14 protein-coding genes are annotated in these 14,431 nt (G+C 65.6%); 9 read left to right on the forward strand and 5 right to left on the reverse strand.

Features of this window, described 5'->3' with window-relative positions:
• Positions 1–78 precede the first annotated feature (78 nt).
• Together ACFOOQ_RS10870 and ACFOOQ_RS10875 are read left to right on the forward strand one after the other, a co-directional pair.
• A complete protein-coding gene (locus ACFOOQ_RS10870) occupies positions 79–477 on the forward strand; it encodes a YbaN family protein (RefSeq protein WP_379725928.1) in 399 nt (132 codons plus the stop codon).
• 146 nt (positions 478–623) lie between these two features.
• Positions 624–2,546: an LTA synthase family protein gene (locus tag ACFOOQ_RS10875; RefSeq protein WP_379725931.1), complete on the forward strand. Its 1,923-nt coding sequence runs from the start codon at positions 624–626 to the stop codon at positions 2,544–2,546.
• Positions 2,547–2,570: 24 nt separating this feature from the next.
• On the opposite strand, the gene ACFOOQ_RS10880 is transcribed toward ACFOOQ_RS10875, so the two are convergent.
• Positions 2,571–3,017, reverse strand: coding sequence for a PAS domain-containing protein (locus ACFOOQ_RS10880; RefSeq protein WP_379725934.1), 447 nt, complete (start codon positions 3,015–3,017; stop codon positions 2,571–2,573).
• Between the two features lie 357 nt (positions 3,018–3,374).
• On the opposite strand from ACFOOQ_RS10880, the gene ACFOOQ_RS10885 reads away from it, so the two are divergent.
• The 3 genes from ACFOOQ_RS10885 to ACFOOQ_RS10895 all read left to right on the forward strand — a co-directional run bounded on the left by ACFOOQ_RS10885 (position 3,375) and on the right by ACFOOQ_RS10895 (position 4,990).
• Complete coding sequence (locus tag ACFOOQ_RS10885; RefSeq protein WP_379725937.1) at positions 3,375–3,959, forward strand: HdeD family acid-resistance protein; 585 nt, start codon at positions 3,375–3,377, stop codon at positions 3,957–3,959.
• Between the two features lie 62 nt (positions 3,960–4,021).
• Positions 4,022–4,456, forward strand: a complete 435-nt coding sequence (locus ACFOOQ_RS10890; protein WP_379725940.1) for a hypothetical protein — start codon at positions 4,022–4,024, stop codon at positions 4,454–4,456.
• 162 nt (positions 4,457–4,618) lie between these two features.
• Positions 4,619–4,990 carry a DUF427 domain-containing protein gene (locus tag ACFOOQ_RS10895; RefSeq protein ID WP_379725943.1) on the forward strand — a complete coding sequence of 124 codons (372 nt, stop codon included), beginning with the start codon at positions 4,619–4,621 and terminating at the stop codon, positions 4,988–4,990.
• A 135-nt stretch (positions 4,991–5,125) separates the two neighbouring features.
• On the opposite strand, the gene ACFOOQ_RS10900 is transcribed toward ACFOOQ_RS10895, so the two are convergent.
• Together ACFOOQ_RS10900 and ACFOOQ_RS10905 are read right to left on the reverse strand one after the other, a co-directional pair.
• Positions 5,126–6,649, reverse strand: coding sequence for a hypothetical protein (locus ACFOOQ_RS10900; protein WP_379725946.1), 1,524 nt, complete (start codon positions 6,647–6,649; stop codon positions 5,126–5,128).
• Positions 6,650–6,805: 156 nt separating this feature from the next.
• On the reverse strand, positions 6,806–7,324 hold the full coding sequence (locus ACFOOQ_RS10905) for an RNA methyltransferase (protein ID WP_379725949.1): 519 nt from the start codon (positions 7,322–7,324) through the stop codon (positions 6,806–6,808).
• An 88-nt stretch (positions 7,325–7,412) separates the two neighbouring features.
• On the opposite strand from ACFOOQ_RS10905, the gene ACFOOQ_RS10910 reads away from it, so the two are divergent.
• On the forward strand, positions 7,413–8,450 hold the full coding sequence (locus ACFOOQ_RS10910) for an asparaginase (protein WP_379725952.1): 1,038 nt from the start codon (positions 7,413–7,415) through the stop codon (positions 8,448–8,450).
• Positions 8,451–8,472: 22 nt separating this feature from the next.
• Here the strand turns inward: ACFOOQ_RS10910 and ACFOOQ_RS10915 are convergent, their stop codons facing one another.
• Positions 8,473–9,603 carry a CobW family GTP-binding protein gene (locus tag ACFOOQ_RS10915; protein ID WP_379725955.1) on the reverse strand — a complete coding sequence of 377 codons (1,131 nt, stop codon included), beginning with the start codon at positions 9,601–9,603 and terminating at the stop codon, positions 8,473–8,475.
• A 60-nt stretch (positions 9,604–9,663) separates the two neighbouring features.
• Positions 9,664–10,956 (reverse strand): nucleotide sugar dehydrogenase, encoded by a 1,293-nt coding sequence (locus ACFOOQ_RS10920; RefSeq protein ID WP_379725958.1) that lies wholly within the window; start codon positions 10,954–10,956, stop codon positions 9,664–9,666.
• 181 nt (positions 10,957–11,137) lie between these two features.
• Between ACFOOQ_RS10920 and ACFOOQ_RS10925 the strand changes: the two genes are divergently transcribed.
• Genes ACFOOQ_RS10925 through ACFOOQ_RS10935 form a run of 3 tightly spaced genes read left to right on the forward strand, consistent with a single transcriptional unit; the run spans position 11,138 to position 14,431 of the window.
• The gene (locus ACFOOQ_RS10925; RefSeq protein ID WP_379725961.1) at positions 11,138–11,437 is read left to right on the forward strand and encodes a hypothetical protein; all 300 of its coding nucleotides are present in this window, start codon (positions 11,138–11,140) and stop codon (positions 11,435–11,437) included.
• Positions 11,437–12,447: an MraY family glycosyltransferase gene (locus tag ACFOOQ_RS10930; protein ID WP_379725964.1), complete on the forward strand. Its 1,011-nt coding sequence runs from the start codon at positions 11,437–11,439 to the stop codon at positions 12,445–12,447. The genes ACFOOQ_RS10925 and ACFOOQ_RS10930 overlap by 1 nt, the downstream gene beginning before the upstream one ends.
• A 46-nt stretch (positions 12,448–12,493) precedes the next feature.
• Entirely contained in the window at positions 12,494–14,431 is a 1,938-nt protein-coding gene (locus ACFOOQ_RS10935) for a polysaccharide biosynthesis protein (protein ID WP_379725967.1), read from the forward strand.

A 14,431-nucleotide genomic window follows, 5' to 3' on the forward strand; every position in this document is an offset into this window, starting at 1 on the left:
GATCCGCCGGGGTTTTTTGTTTGCATAAGGCTGCGGCCGGCGCGGGCCGCCGGGCCGGAACCATGGCATACTGCCGCCATGCGCCCCTTCTGGTTTTGCTTCGGGCTGGTTGCCACCGGGCTTGGCATCGCCGGCGCCATCCTGCCGTTGCTGCCGGCGACACCACTCTTTCTGCTGGCCGCCTTCGGTTTCGCGCGCTCGTCGCCGCGGCTGCATGCCTGGCTGACCGGGCATCGCCGCTTCGGCCCGCTGATCACCGACTGGCAGCGTCATGGCGCCATCGCCCGCCGTGCCAAGGTCACCGCAGTCGTGGTGATGCTGGTGACGCTTGGAGCCGGCTGGGCGGCCGGGCTCGAACTCTGGCTGCTCGGTGTACAGGCGGTCGCCATGGCTGGCGCCGCCACTTTCATCCTGACCCGGCCGGAACCGCCGCCGCGCAGCAGCATCGCTGCTACGTCCGGGGACAGCCGCCCGTAACAGATGCGACGCCGCCGGCAGGCCGGCATGCATCGGAAAAATATGAACTCTCTATGTCCATTCCGTGACATTCCCCATATTCTGCCGCGAACCGTCCTGCCAGAATCGCCGACAACCGGCGCCGCCGTACCGACAAGGAAAGCATCATGACACTTAGTGCGCGATTCAGGTTCTGGCTGCTGTGCATCGGGGTGTTCGTGCTGGTCTCCGGCCTGGTGCGGCTCGGGCTGGCGGGCTGGATTGCCACGGAAGGGCATTCCGCCGGCGGCCTGGCGGGGGCTGTCGCGGTCGGTATCCTGCATGATCTCTGCATGGGTTTTGCCCTCGGCCTGCCGTTCCTGATCGGCCTGTATCTTCTGGGCTTTGTCTGGCGTCGTGCGGTCGGGCGCTGGCTGGCGCACCTGCTGCTGATCGCGTTCTGCGGCGTGCTGGTCTTCTCGTCCGTCGCGGAGTTCTTTTTCTGGAACGAGTTCAGCAGCCGCTTCAACGGGATCGCGGTCAATTACCTGATCTTCCCCCGCGAGGTCATCGGCAATATCGGCGAATCGTTCAACCTGCCGCTCTATCTGCCGATGGTGGCAGTCGTTGCCCTGGGACTCTACTGGCTGCTGCGCCGGCGCTACGTCGCGGCGCTGGCCTTCCGGCCGTCACGGAAGGAAATCCTCTGGGTCCTGCTGGGCAGTCCGGTCTTCGCGCTCGTCGTCGCGCTGGCACTGTACGGGTCGCCGATTGCCCCCAGCCGGGACCGCGAGATCAATGAGGTCGCCCAGAATGGCATGTTCAGCATGGTCCGGGCCTTCCTGACCAACGATGCCCAGTATGACGGCCTCTATGCCGGCATGCCCGAGGCCGAGGCGCTGCCCCTGCTCCGCAGCATCGTCGCCCAGGACAACACGACCTTTCTCACTCCTGACACGACGCGCAGCCTGATGCGACATGTCGACAACGGCCAGACGCCGAAGAAGCTGAATATCGTGCTGGTCATCAACGAATCCTACGGCTCGACCTATATCGACAGTCTTGACAACAGGCGGGGCGAGTCGATTTCTCCCAACATCGACCGGATCGCCAAAGACGGCCTGCTGTTCACCAATGTTTACGCCACCGGCGATCGTACCGTGCGCGGACTGGAGGCGCTGCTGACCTCCTTCGCGCCGATCCCCGGCATCTCGACGGCCCGCCGCAACGGTTCCGAGGGCATGAACTCGGTACCGTTCCTGCTGCACGGGTTCGGGTATCGCAGCGCCTTCCTGTATGCCGGCGACGCCCTGTTCGACAACATGGGACATTTCTGGTCATCGATCGGTTTCGACAACGTCTGGGATCAGGGGGACTTCACCGAGACCGGGTTTTCGACGGCCTGGGGCTATGCCGACGAATATCTCTACAAAGAGGCCACGAAGCGGCTGGACCAGATGACGGAAGGCGGCCGGCCGGCCTTCCTGGCCATGCTGACGGTCTCCAATCACCGCCCCTATACCTATCCGCAGGGGCGCATCGACAAGAATCCCAAGCAAAAGCGCAAGACGAATGCGGCCACCTATGCCGACTGGGCCTTCGGTAATTTCATCGACAATGCGCGCGGCAAGCCATGGTTCGACGATACCGTCTTCGTCTTCATCGGCGACCATGGGCCGAAGATCAACGGCGCGGCGCATGTCCCCGTCGATGGCTTCCGCGTGCCCCTGCTGTTTTATTCGCCCAAGCATATCCAGCCGGCCCGCAACCCGACCCTGGGTTCCAGCCTCGACATGGCGCCGACCCTGCTCGGGCTGCTCGGCATCAGCTTCGACAGCCCGTTCTTCGGCATCGACCTGCGTCGCGTGCCGCCGGGCGGCGGCCGCATCACCATGGCGCATAACTTCTCGGTCGCTTTCGGCACCAGGAACCAGCTTGTTGTCCTCGAGCCGAACAACTCGCTCAAGGGCTATAGTTTCGAGCCGGGGCCGAAGCCGCCGGTCTGGGAGAAAGAGCCTGATCCGGATGTCGCCCGGCTCGGCGTTGCCGAGACGCAGACCGCGCATCACATGTTCTATAGCCGGGAGTATCACGACCTGTCGCAGCCATAGGCGACAGGTCGCCGGGCAGGGCGTTCAGCCGTAGCCGAAGCCGACGGCACCGCAGAGGAATCTGTCGACGGCCCGTCCGTCGGCCGACAGCGGCAGGATCAGCCGCTCGTATTCGAGATGGCGGCCGTCGGTCTTGACGAATTTCCACTGGCGGGCCACGGCGACAGGGCCACGGCTGGCAATATCGTACTCGCCGATATAGGCCGCCGTGATGTGGTCGAGATCGATCTCGTCGAGGAACATGCCAATCAGCCTGGCGCCGTAGATTTCGCGGAAGGCATCGCCGACCAGGCGGTAGCGCAGACGGTCGCCGACCCGCTCCATGATGAACACCCAGGGCAGGACATCGGCGATCTCCTGCGGCGCGATATCCTCGCGGCTGGGTGCGGCGCGCGCCCCCTTCTTGCCGAGCCAGTAATCGTACAGCCGGCGCAGCCGCGCATCGGCAATGGTGATTTCCCCTGCGGACATGCCGGCCCCCGTTTATGGCCCCCGTTCATGGCACCAATCTATCGCGGAAGCCGTGCCGAACGCCAGATGGTGCCACCGGCAGCCAGGAAAGCATGAACCGGGCTTAATGTTTCACTGCTGCCCGGCTTGATCCGGGTCAAGGCCGGCGCTGGTCAAACGCGGAATGATCAGTCCAGGCGCGCAGGCACGGCTTGGCGATATTATGCGGCATGGAAAGAAAGAGTCTGCTCGTCGGGCTAGTCCGCGATGCCGCCAGAGCGATTACCGGAACTACAGCCTATGTCGACGCGGGCCATTATGCCGTTGGCTGATCCATCAGCATAACACATGACACAGGGCAATACAGGAGACTGACCGATGCTGCCATCGCAATCCTCGATCGATACGAAACTGTCGGCCGCCCTGCAGAAAGCGATGTACGATCACTGGCGGCTGTTTCTGGCCGAAGGGATCATCCTCGCTCTGCTCGGCCTTGGCGCCGTCATCGTTCCGCCGCTCGCCGGCCTGGTCTCCACCATCTTCCTGGGCTGGCTGTTCCTGATCGCCGGAATCTTCGGACTGCTGTTCACGCTCCGGGCACGGCAGGCTCCCGGTGTCCTGTGGTCGGCCCTGTCCGCCGTGCTGGCGCTGGTGGCGGGCGGTCTGCTGCTGTGGAACCCCCTGCAGGGGCTGGTCACGCTGACCTATGTGCTGACGGCATTCTTTATCGCCGACGGCATCCTGACCATCGTGCTGGCCATCGCCCATCGCCGCGACCTGTCGGGCCGCTGGGAGTGGATGCTGGTGAATGGTGTCATCGACCTGATTCTCGCCGGCATCATTATTTCCGGTTTTCCGGGCAGCATCGCCTGGGTGCTCGGTCTTCTGGTGGGAATCGACATGATGTTCGGCGGCGCAGCGCTGATCGCGATGGCGCTGGATGCCCGCAAGGCGGCGCCATAGGCCGCCGCCAGGTTCGGTCGCTGCGGTTGATGCGGATCAATCCCGGTCGCCGGGCGGGGTTTATGCTGATGTCGTCCACGCAACGGAGGAAACCCGCTATGGCCACACCTCAGAATTCAAAGACCGTTCCGGCGCCCGGCAATACGGACATAACCCAGGCGGCGCAGGCCCAGGCCGAACAGCTCTGGGCCGTGCAAGGCCGGGTTCTCGGCATTTACGGCGACTTCATGAAGCACTGGTTCGAGCGGCGTCAGGAAGCGGCCAGGTCAGCGATCGAAATGACGCAGAAAGCCATGCATGCCGACGGCCAGCCCGTGAATCTCCCCGCCCTCTATGGTGAATGGGTGAGCCACAGCATGCAGCGGCTGGCGACCGACCTGCAGGAATGCCAGGAATGCGGCAGCGAGATCACTGCGATGCTGGGCGGGACGATGCCGCAATGGCCGGGCTTTGCAGGCTTTGAGCCGAAGCAGGCCCGCCCGGCTGCCAAGAATTAGACTTGCCGGAGGAGGTTGCGGCAGCAATCGCGCGGCCTCCCGCCCTGGGATGGCTGGCTGTCTCGGGGCGATCCGGAATTAAGCCGGGGATTGAAGATGCCGGCTGCTACGCTATGTCGCCCTGACGCCGCGGTATCCGGCCGCCGACAGGGAGAATGCGCGATGAAAACCCCCGGTCCCGACCATCCGATCACCATCAGTCCGGCGCCACAGCGCGTGCGCGTGCATTTCAACGGCCGCGTGGTGGCCGACAGCAATCATGCCCTGATGTTGCAGGAAGCGAATTACCCGCCGGTCTTCTATATTCCGCCGGCCGATGCCGAGATGGCCCTGTTCCAGCGCACCGATCATGGCAGCCATTGTCCCTACAAGGGCGATGCCGGCTATTACAGCCTCGCCGTCGATGGCCGTCGCGCCGAGAATGCCGTCTGGGTCTACGAACAGCCCTATCCGGCAGTTGCCGAAATCCGCGACCATCTCGCCTTCTATCCCGACCGCGTCGACAGCATCGAGCGCCTGCCGCTCGGCGAATAACCGGCTATTGCGGCGCGAGCGGTCCGGATGCCACGGGTGATCCGTGGCTTATCGCCGGCCGGCTCGTAGCGGGCAGAACGACTGCAATCGCATGATGCGGAACCGGGCCGATACGGGATGCGGGATGGGGGATAATCAGGCCTTGGTGCCGGCCAGCGGGTCGAAATACAGCGCCACCTTCTTGGCCATCTGGGCATCGAGACAGCGGTATTTCATCGCCACGAAGCCTTCGTCGCTGTAGCGCACGACTTCGCCTTCGGCATCGAAGGTGAGCTGCAGCTTCGGGTTCTTGATGCGCACTTCCAGCTTGAGCAGCTCGCCTTCCAGGAAGGTGCCGGTGATCGGGCCGAACAGCAGGCCGATGGCGCTCCAGTTTTTCAGCGGGACCCGCGTGCCTTCCACCAGCACATGATCCTCCGGGCCGGCCTGGGTGCGGGTCGAACGGCGCAGGTCGCCCTGGGCGATGCGCTGGATCAGCGGATCGAGGATGCCGAGAAACTGCTCGCGGCGATGGTCGGACAGACCGGCGCTGACGGTTTTCTTACGCAGCTCTTGGGCGATCTCGACCTTTTCCTCGGTGGAATAGGCCGGGTCGACGAATTCCTTCTCGAGATCGCGGTGTTCGAACAGGTAGGAAATGTATTTCAGCAGGATTTCCTTCGGCCCCTCGCCGATCGCTTCCTCGAACAGCTGCAGGCCGGTCATCAGCTTGGGGGCCGAATAATAGCCGGGAATCAGCTTGGCCAGTTTCTCGGCGGTCACCAGCCGGACCATGCGCTTTTCGAACAGGTCGGCGGCGCCAAGTTCCAGTGCGAAATCGCGGTCGCGGGTCAGCAGGGCATAGACTTCGCGGGTGGCGGGAAATTCCTCGGCCGGTTCTTCCGAGGCCAGCGGCACCGAAGAGATCAGCAGGCGGCGCACCAGTTGCACGATGGCGTCGCGCAGGGCCGGCATCTTATGCTTGGCGGCGGCCTCGTACAGCGCGCGGGCGAAGTCGGTGTCGTAGGCGCGTTCGTCGACGGCATAGCGCTTGTCGAGGATGGCCATGAACTGGATGATGCGCAGCTTGGCGTCATGGAACCTGCCGAACAGCTCCGGCACCGCCGATTTGGCCAGCAGGATTTCGGCCAGCGCCTCGTCGAGCACTGTCACCGCTGCAGGGTCGATGCCGGATTCGAACAGCTTGAGGCAGCGGTCGGCCTTCTCGGTCCAGTTCTTCGACATGAACAGATGGTGCGCCAGCGCGGTCAGTGCGATGCGCTCGCCATAGAGCGGATCGGAGCCGGCCAGCTGGGTCAGCAGGCGATGGGTCAGCGGCGTGGTCGGCAGCCGTTTCTCGAAGGCCTCGACCTGGGTGACTGCTGCCGTGGTGATGGCGAACAGCTTCTTGACCTTGTCGCGCACCGGGCTGTTGGTTGCCTGCGCCTGGGCGACGGCGGCGCGCTGCACGAAGGCGGCGTAGAGAGTCTCGGAATTGGTAATCAGTTTGGCATGGCCGCTGTGATGCAGCAGCTCGATCGGCGTGAGGATGCTTTCGTCGAGATAGTCGCGGCAGATACGGCCGAGCATGGCGCGCGCGCGCCGCTCCGACAGGGCATGCGCGTCCTGGCACAGCACCACTCCGCCGGATGCTTCCGTAATCCCCGAAGGCGCATTCATCGTTGTCTGCAGTCCACCCTTGCCTGCCTTGCCGGCACGTCTCCGAAGTATGGCAGGATGAACCCTAAAAGGAAATGAACAGCCAGAAAGCTATCTTTTGGGGTGTTTTCCGCGGGTCAGCTTAAACTGCAGATTGATAGGCACTGCTGCGGCGGCTTATTTCCGCTTCGGCACGCGGCCGCCGGAATCGGGGGCCGCCGCGGGCCGGCCGAGTGGCGACAGCGGCCGCTCGCCGAACCTGCCGAGCGTGATCAGCCGGTCATACATCACGATGGCGCCGGCGATGCCGACATTGACGCAGAAGCTGGTCGGGATCTTGATGACATGGTCGCAGCGCGCGACCAGCGCCGGGCTCAGGCTGCCCATTTCCGGCCCCAGCACATAGGCGGCGCGCAACGGATGACGGAAGCGGGGCAGCTCGATGGCCTCATCCAGCAGCTCGATGCCGACCAGCTTGCAGCCCTCCGGCAGGGCCAGTTCGGTGGCGCTGTCATAGGCATACCAGGGCAGGTTGTCAGGCGTCCGGCTGGTGTCGGAGCGGGCCGACTTCACCGAATAGGCGGCATCGATGGTGAAGACGAAGCCGGCCCCGAAGGCATGGGCGGTGCGGAACAGGTTGCCGGCATTCATCGGCTTGCTGAGCCGCTCCACGCCGATTCCGAAATAGCCACGCATCGCGCTGTCCGCCTTTGTCGAATCCCCGGACTTTGTCCGGCTGCCGGGGTTGTGTATAAGCGCCGGACGGATACTTGGAGAACCTGCCATGGGCAAGCCTTTCGGTCCCCTGCCGGCACCCGGCACGCGGCCCTTTATCGTCGAGGTGCGCCGCGGCGCGCAAGTGGAAAGCCGCCACCCGGTGGTCGCCGCGGTGGTCGATGCCGATGGCCGGCTGGTCGCCGGCTGGGGCGATGCCGGCGCGATGATCTTTCCGCGCTCGTCGAACAAGGCGCTCCAGGCCCTGCCGCTGGTCGAAAGCGGTGCCGCCGACGCCTTTGACCTCAGCCAGGCCGAGCTGGCCATGGCCTGCGCCAGCCATGGCGGCGAGACCCGCCATACCGGGACCGTGGCCGCCTGGCTGGCCCGCATCGGCCGCGGCCCCGGCGACCTCGAATGCGGCGCCCACTGGCCCTATCACGAGGAAACCGCGCGTCAGCTCGCCCGCGACCAGGCGGCGCCGACTCCGCTGCACAACAACTGCTCGGGCAAGCATGCCGGCATGGTCAGCGTCGCCACTCATTTGGGCGAGGATATCGCCGGCTATGTGAAGCCCGACCATGCCGTGCAGCGCCGGGTGACGGCCGCCATCGAGGATGTCTGCGGCGTGAAGATCGCAGCCGAGAATTTCGCCACCGACGGCTGCTCGATGCCGACCATGGCGATCCCGCTGGACAGGCTTGCCCATGGCTTTGCCCGCTTCGTTACCGGCCAGGGACTGGCGCCGGAGCGTGCGAAGGCGGCGAAACGGCTGGCCGCCGCGGTGGCCGCCGAACCGTTTTTCGTGGCCGGGACAGGGCGCTTCTGCACGGCGGTGATGCAGGCCGGGGGCGGGCGGTTCATTGCCAAGACCGGGGCCGAGGGCGTCTATACGGCCGCCAGCGCCGAACTCGGGATCGGCGTCGCGCTCAAGGTGCTGGACGGTACCGCCCGGGCAGCCCAGACCGCGCTCGGCGGCCTGCTGGATCGGCTCGGCCTGCTCGACGAGGCCGGCCGCGAGGCGATCCGCCCTCTGGTCGAACAGCCGCTGACCAACTGGCGCGGCCTGTCGGTCGGCAGCATCGGGCTGGAGACGCCGGCGTTCTGAAGGCGGGCTGTCTGACGGGGTGTCAGGCGGCCGGTGCGTCGCCGCTCTGCTGCAGGGCCACCAGGGTCTGCTCAATGACCTCGCGTGCCAGGTCACGGGTGATGAAGACGATACGGCTGCGCCGGTCGTCGTCGGGCCAGGCCGGGATGGTCGCCGGCGGATGGAACAGGTGCTGCACGCCATGGATCACCACCGGGCGGTCGACGCCGGTGACGTTCAGCAGGCCCTTCACCCGCAACAGGTTGTCGCCGCGATAGGCCGCCAGCATGTCGAGCCAGGTGGCCAGCATGTTCCATTCGAAAGGCTGGTCAAAGGTCAGGCAGAAGGACTGAATCGAGTTGTCGTGCCGGTTGACGTCGATGCGACCGTCTTCGGTGATGAAATGCTCGTGACCATGATCTTGGCCGTGATCATGGTCGTGGTCATGGTCGTGATGATGCCCGTGATCGTGGTCGTGGTGATGATCGTCCTCGTAGGCTTCGGCACGCAGCCAGTTCTGCACGTCGAAGCTCTTGGTTGCCGGGTCGTACAGACCGGCGTTGAACAGCTGGTTCGGCGCGATATCGCCGGCAATCGCCGAGAAGACCGGCGCGCCGGGATTGAGATGCTGCAGCCGGTGGCGCAGGTGCTGCACGGCCTTCTGGTCGGCGATATCGAGCTTGGTCAGCACCAGCCGGTCGGCCACGGCGGCCTGCTTCACGGCTTCCTGGTGGTGGTCGAGCGTGCTGTCGCCGTTCACCGCGTCAACCAGGGTGACCACACTTTCCAGCCGGCAGCGTTCGGCCACCACCGGATCGCTCATCAGGGTATGCAGCACCGGGGCCGGATCCGCCAGTCCCGTGGTCTCGATGACGACACGCTTGAAGGGTTTGATCTCGCCCTTGTCGCGGCGCGCGGTCAGGTCGCGGATCGTGTTGACCAAATCGCCGCGCACGGTGCAGCACAGGCAACCTGAGCTGAGCAGCACGGTGTCTTCCTTGCTTGACGCGATCAGTGCGTGATCGAGGCCGATCTCGCCGAATTCATTGACGATCACGGCTGTTTCGCCCATCTCCGGGTGGCGCAGCAGGCGGTTGAGCAGGGTGCTCTTGCCGGAGCCGAGAAAGCCGGTGATGACGGAAACCGGGAAGCGGGTATCGATCTGTTCGGACATGGTCTGCTCCTGCGCGTCCCCTCTATTTCGGGCTGCTGCCCGGCAAAGTCCAGAGCGGGTTTACAAAGTCCAGTAGTGCAGCCCGGCGGGCAGGCTGCGGCTGCGCCACATGCCCTTGATATCGGCCACCAGGCCGCCGGCCTGCAGCAGCCGGCCGAGTGCCGCATCGTCCAGTTCCCGATAGGTCCGGTGCGGCACGGCGGCGACCACGACGTCAAAGCCGGACAGCGCATCGAGGCGCGGGCTCAGCATCACGCCGTATTCATGCTGGGCCTCGTCGGGATCGGCCAGCGGATCATGCACTGCCACGTCATGGCCAAGCTGCGTCAGATGGCCGATCAGGTCGGCGACCTTGGAGTTGCGCAGGTCGGGCACATCTTCCTTGAAGGTCAGGCCCAGTACCAGCACGCGGCTGCCCGGTCGCAGTCGGGCCGAGACCGTTTCGGCGATGTGGCGGCTCATGCTGTCATTGATTGCCCGGCCTGACAGGATGATGCGGGCGGGGTGGCCGAGTTCCTCGGCGCGGTGGGCGAGATAATAGGGATCGACGCCGATGCAATGGCCGCCAACCAGGCCGGGCTTGAATTCCAGGAAATTCCACTTGGTACTGGCCGCTTCCAGCACATCGTAGGTCGAGATGCCCATCTTGCCGAAGATCATGGCGATCTCGTTGACGAAGGCGATGTTGATGTCGCGCTGGGCGTTTTCGATCACTTTGGCCGCTTCGGCCGTCTTGATATCGGGGGCGACGTGGATGCCGCCCGCCGTGACCTTGCCGTAGATGGCAGCCAGCCGGTCCGCAATCTCCGGCGTCTGGCCGGCCACCACCTTGGTGATCCTGTCGACGGTATGCAGCTTGTCGCCGGGATTGATGCGTTCCGGCGAATAGCCGAGGAAAAAATCGCGGCCGCAGACGAGGCCGGATTCCTGTTCGATGATCGGGCCGCAGAGCTCCTCGGTCACGCCGGGATAGACGGTGCTTTCGAACACCACGATGGCGCCTGAACCGGCGGCACCCCTGAGGGCGTGGCCGACCGTGCACGAGGCGCTGCGGACGGGGCCGAGGTCGGGCTGGTTGGCGCTGTCCACCGGGGTCGGCACGGTCACGATATAGACCGCCTGTCCGGCCAGATCGGCGGCGTCGGCACTGAACCGCAGGGCGGTGGCGCCGAGGTCCCCGGCTGCCACCTCGCGGGTGCGATCCTCGCCACGCCGCAATTCGGCGACGCGGTCGGCATCGATATCGAAGCCCAACACCGGAAAATGCTTCGCCAGGGTCACCGCCAGCGGCAGGCCGACATAGCCGAGACCGATCACGGCAATCGGGCTGGAAACGGAAGGGCTGGCTGTCACGGTACGGTTCGTCCGGTTGGGCGGAAGGCGGCCTTGGGATGGCTTGTCGGCGTATCCTGCCGGGGGTGCCCTGTCAACCGCAGCCGCCGGCCGGGCCGGTTTGCCTGGAAATCCGGGCCCGCCGGGTCGTCGGCGGGTGTCATCGCTTGACCCCGCCGGTGCCCCGGGCTAGAGCCGCGGGATGGCCCGCCATCTGCTGTCCGTCGTCCAGGAAGCCCTGTTTTCCACCACCCACCGCCAGGCGGTGGGATGGGCGATGGGGGAACGCGGCCGGGAGGTCCATGTCGCCGGCCCGGCCGATCCGGCGGCAAAGAGTGCCGTGTTCGACGATTCTCACGGGTGCGCCGAATTCCCAGGCGGTAATGGCCTTGCGATTTTTCACGAGGAGCGCATGGGCGAAAGCAGAGCCGCGGTCAGTCATTTTATGACGGCCCGTCTCGAAGTTTGCCAATCCCGCCTCAACAGTAACGGAGAGCCGTGATGGAGGCGACACTACTGGCTGCGTTGCCAATCTCGCTCGGGACCGGGCTTGGTATCGCGGTCGTAATGCCGGCACTGATCCGCTGGCTGCGCCGTCGTGCCGTCCTCGATATTCCCAATGCCCGCTCCAGCCACGACGAAGCGACACCGCGCGGCGGCGGCATTGCCGTGACCGGCGGCATCCTGCTCGGTCTGGTGGCCTGGCTGACGCTGCGGCCGGATCCGTTTCTGCCGTTGCTGCTGCTCGGCATGCTGGCGCTGGCGCTGGTCTCCTGGCTCGACGATCGCCGCGGCGGCTTGCCGGTGGGGCTGCGGCTCGGCGTGCAGATCCTTGGCATCGGCATCGCGCTGGCACTGTTGCCGGGACAGCTGACCGTCACGCAGGGCCTGCTGCCGGTCTGGCTGGAACGTGCGGTGCTGCTTTTGGGCTGGGTCTGGTTCGTCAACCTGTTCAATTTCATGGATGGCATCAACGGTATCACCGGCGTCGAGATGGTGACCGTCGGTATCGGCGCGGTGCTGGTGGCTGCGTTGCAAAGCCAGGGTGCCCTGGCGGTGCCGGGCCTGATCGTGGCCGCGGCAGCACTCGGCTTCCTGCCGTGGAACTGGGGACGGGCCCGGGTTTTCCTCGGCGATGTCGGCAGCGTGCCGGTCGGCTACCTGCTCGGTGCCGTGCTGTTGCTGCTGGCGCTCACCGGGCAATGGGCAGCGGCCCTGATCCTGCCGATGTATTACTGGGTGGATGCCACCGTCACACTGCTGCTGCGCCTGCGCCGCGGCGAACGTATCTGGCAGGCCCACCGCAGCCACTTCTACCAGCAGGGGGCGCGCAGACTCGGCAGCCATGCCGCGGTCGCCGGCCGGATCGCGCTGCTCAATCTGCTGCTGGTTGGACTGGCCATGCTCTCGACATTGTCATCGGTGGCCAGCGTCCTGTCGGTTCTGGCCGCGCTGGTGCTGACGGTGCTGCTCTGCAGGCATTTCGCCGAATCGCCAAAGGCGATAGAATGACAATAACTACCCACATCTGCAGGTAACCGCAGTGGCCGTGAAGATCATGTCCCGCCTCCGCCTCAACACCCGCATCCTGCTGGTCGCCCTGCATGACGTGGTGATGGCGGCCGTGTCCCTGCCGCTGGCCCTGTGGCTGCGCTACTGGCTGGCCGACCTGCCGTGGCAGGCTCCGCATACCATTGAGGCGACCCTGATGTTCGCCGGTGTTGCAGCGATCGTCTTCCGCTACGCCGGCCTCTATCGCGGGATCTGGCATTTTGCGTCGCTGCGCGACATGCTGGCAATTTTTCGCAGTGTGACATTGACATTGCTGGTGTTTACCGTGCTGCTCTTCCTCGTCACCCGCCTCGAGGCAATTCCGCGCAGCACGCTGGTGCTGCAGTTCTTCCTGCTGTTCGGCCTGCTCGCCGGACCGCGCATCCTGTATCGCAGCTGGAAGGATGGCAGCCTGCTTGAGGGATTTACACGGTTCGACCCCAACCGCATCCCGGTCCTGCTGGCGGGTTCCGGCGCCGCGGCCGAGGTTTTCATCCGCGAGATGGAGCGCAACCGCAAGGCCGGCTACCGCGTGGTCGGCCTGCTCGACGAAAAGGCAACGCGGCAGGGCCGCGACCTGCGTGGCATCCGGGTGCTTGGCGGCGTCGAGGAACTGATCGCCGTGATCGACGGATTGCCCGAACGCGACCGGCCGCGCCGTATCATCGTGACTGATGACCGGTTGGCCGGCAGTGCCATCCGCCAGCTGGTCGAGGCGGCAGCTCAGCTCAATATCCCGGTGGCGCGCCTGCCGCGGCTGACCGAATTCCGTGCCGAGGACGGCGTGTCGCAGCAACTGCGTCCGGTGGATGTCGAAGACCTGCTCGGCCGTCCGCAGCGGGCGCTTGACCGCGCCGCCGTGGCCCGGCTGATCGGTGGCCGTCGCGTGCTGGTCACCGGCGCCGGTGGCACCATCGGTTCGGAACTGGTGCGGCAGGTCGCCGGGCTGGAGCCGGCACAGATCGTGCTGTTCGAGCAGAGTGAGCATGCGCTCTACCAGATCGACATGGAAATGGCCGAGCGGTATCCCGGGGTGCCGCGGGCGGCTCTGCTTGGCGATGTGCGCAACGCCCAGTCGGTCGATGAGGCCTTCCGGCAGCATCGACCGGAAATCGTTTTGCATGCGGCCGCCTACAAGCACGTGCCGCTGGTCGAAAGCAATGCCGGCGAGGGCGTGCTGACCAACATGCAGGGCACGAGGGCGGTCGCCGATGCCTGCCTGCAGCACAGTGTTGCCGTGATGGTGATGATCTCCACCGACAAGGCGGTCAACCCGACCAACGTCATGGGCGCGACCAAGCGGCTGGCCGAAATGGTCTGCCAGAGCCGCGATATCGGCGCATCGGCAGAGGCCAGCACCCGCTTTGTCACGGTCCGCTTCGGCAACGTGCTTGGCTCATCCGGCTCGGTGGTGCCGCTGTTCCAGCGCCAGCTTGCCCAGGGCGGCCCGTTGACGGTGACGCATCCGGAAGTGACCCGCTTTTTCATGACCACCCGCGAGGCGGTTGAGCTGATCCTGCAGGCTGCCGCGCTGCAGGCGGGAATGCTGCAGGCCGCGGGCAAGATCTTTGTGCTCGACATGGGTGAGCCGATCCGCATCCAGGACCTGGCCCGCCAGATGATCCGGCTGGCCGGTCTGCAGCCCGACAAGGACGTGCAGATCCGCTTCACGGGCCTGCGGCCGGGCGAGAAGCTCTACGAGGAAGTGCTGCACCGCGATGAGACGCTGGTGCCGACGCCGCAGGATGGCGTGCTGCTGGCGGCACCGCGCACCATCGGCCGCGCCGAACTGGATGCCGCGCTCGACCGGCTGACCACGGCGGCCCGGGCGCAGGACACGGCGGCGCTGCTGGCGCAGATCCGGGCGCTGGTGCCGGAGTTCGCCCATGCGCCGAATGGCCAGGACAAGGCCGCCGGCGCCACGACGCCGGCCAGCGCCGCCTGA

It is taken from the genome of Ferrovibrio xuzhouensis, assembly GCF_042648965.1.
GTDB classification, from domain to species: domain Bacteria; phylum Pseudomonadota; class Alphaproteobacteria; order Ferrovibrionales; family Ferrovibrionaceae; genus Ferrovibrio; species Ferrovibrio xuzhouensis.

What these genes read in the sequence shown, in the direction of transcription:
- ACFOOQ_RS10870 (WP_379725928.1), top strand. Translation starts at nt 79, where the DNA reads ATGCGCCCCTTCTGGTTTTGCTTCGGGCTGGTTGCCACCGGGCTTGGC.
- ACFOOQ_RS10875 (WP_379725931.1), top strand. Translation starts at nt 624, where the DNA reads ATGACACTTAGTGCGCGATTCAGGTTCTGGCTGCTGTGCATCGGGGTG.
- ACFOOQ_RS10880 (WP_379725934.1), bottom strand. Translation starts at nt 3,017, where the DNA reads ATGTCCGCAGGGGAAATCACCATTGCCGATGCGCGGCTGCGCCGGCTG.
- ACFOOQ_RS10885 (WP_379725937.1), top strand. Translation starts at nt 3,375, where the DNA reads ATGCTGCCATCGCAATCCTCGATCGATACGAAACTGTCGGCCGCCCTG.
- ACFOOQ_RS10890 (WP_379725940.1), top strand. Translation starts at nt 4,022, where the DNA reads ATGCTGATGTCGTCCACGCAACGGAGGAAACCCGCTATGGCCACACCT.
- ACFOOQ_RS10895 (WP_379725943.1), top strand. Translation starts at nt 4,619, where the DNA reads ATGAAAACCCCCGGTCCCGACCATCCGATCACCATCAGTCCGGCGCCA.
- ACFOOQ_RS10900 (WP_379725946.1), bottom strand. Translation starts at nt 6,649, where the DNA reads ATGAATGCGCCTTCGGGGATTACGGAAGCATCCGGCGGAGTGGTGCTG.
- ACFOOQ_RS10905 (WP_379725949.1), bottom strand. Translation starts at nt 7,324, where the DNA reads ATGCGTGGCTATTTCGGAATCGGCGTGGAGCGGCTCAGCAAGCCGATG.
- ACFOOQ_RS10910 (WP_379725952.1), top strand. Translation starts at nt 7,413, where the DNA reads ATGGGCAAGCCTTTCGGTCCCCTGCCGGCACCCGGCACGCGGCCCTTT.
- ACFOOQ_RS10915 (WP_379725955.1), bottom strand. Translation starts at nt 9,603, where the DNA reads ATGTCCGAACAGATCGATACCCGCTTCCCGGTTTCCGTCATCACCGGC.
- ACFOOQ_RS10925 (WP_379725961.1), top strand. Translation starts at nt 11,138, where the DNA reads ATGGCCCGCCATCTGCTGTCCGTCGTCCAGGAAGCCCTGTTTTCCACC.
- ACFOOQ_RS10930 (WP_379725964.1), top strand. Translation starts at nt 11,437, where the DNA reads ATGGAGGCGACACTACTGGCTGCGTTGCCAATCTCGCTCGGGACCGGG.
- ACFOOQ_RS10935 (WP_379725967.1), top strand. Translation starts at nt 12,494, where the DNA reads ATGTCCCGCCTCCGCCTCAACACCCGCATCCTGCTGGTCGCCCTGCAT.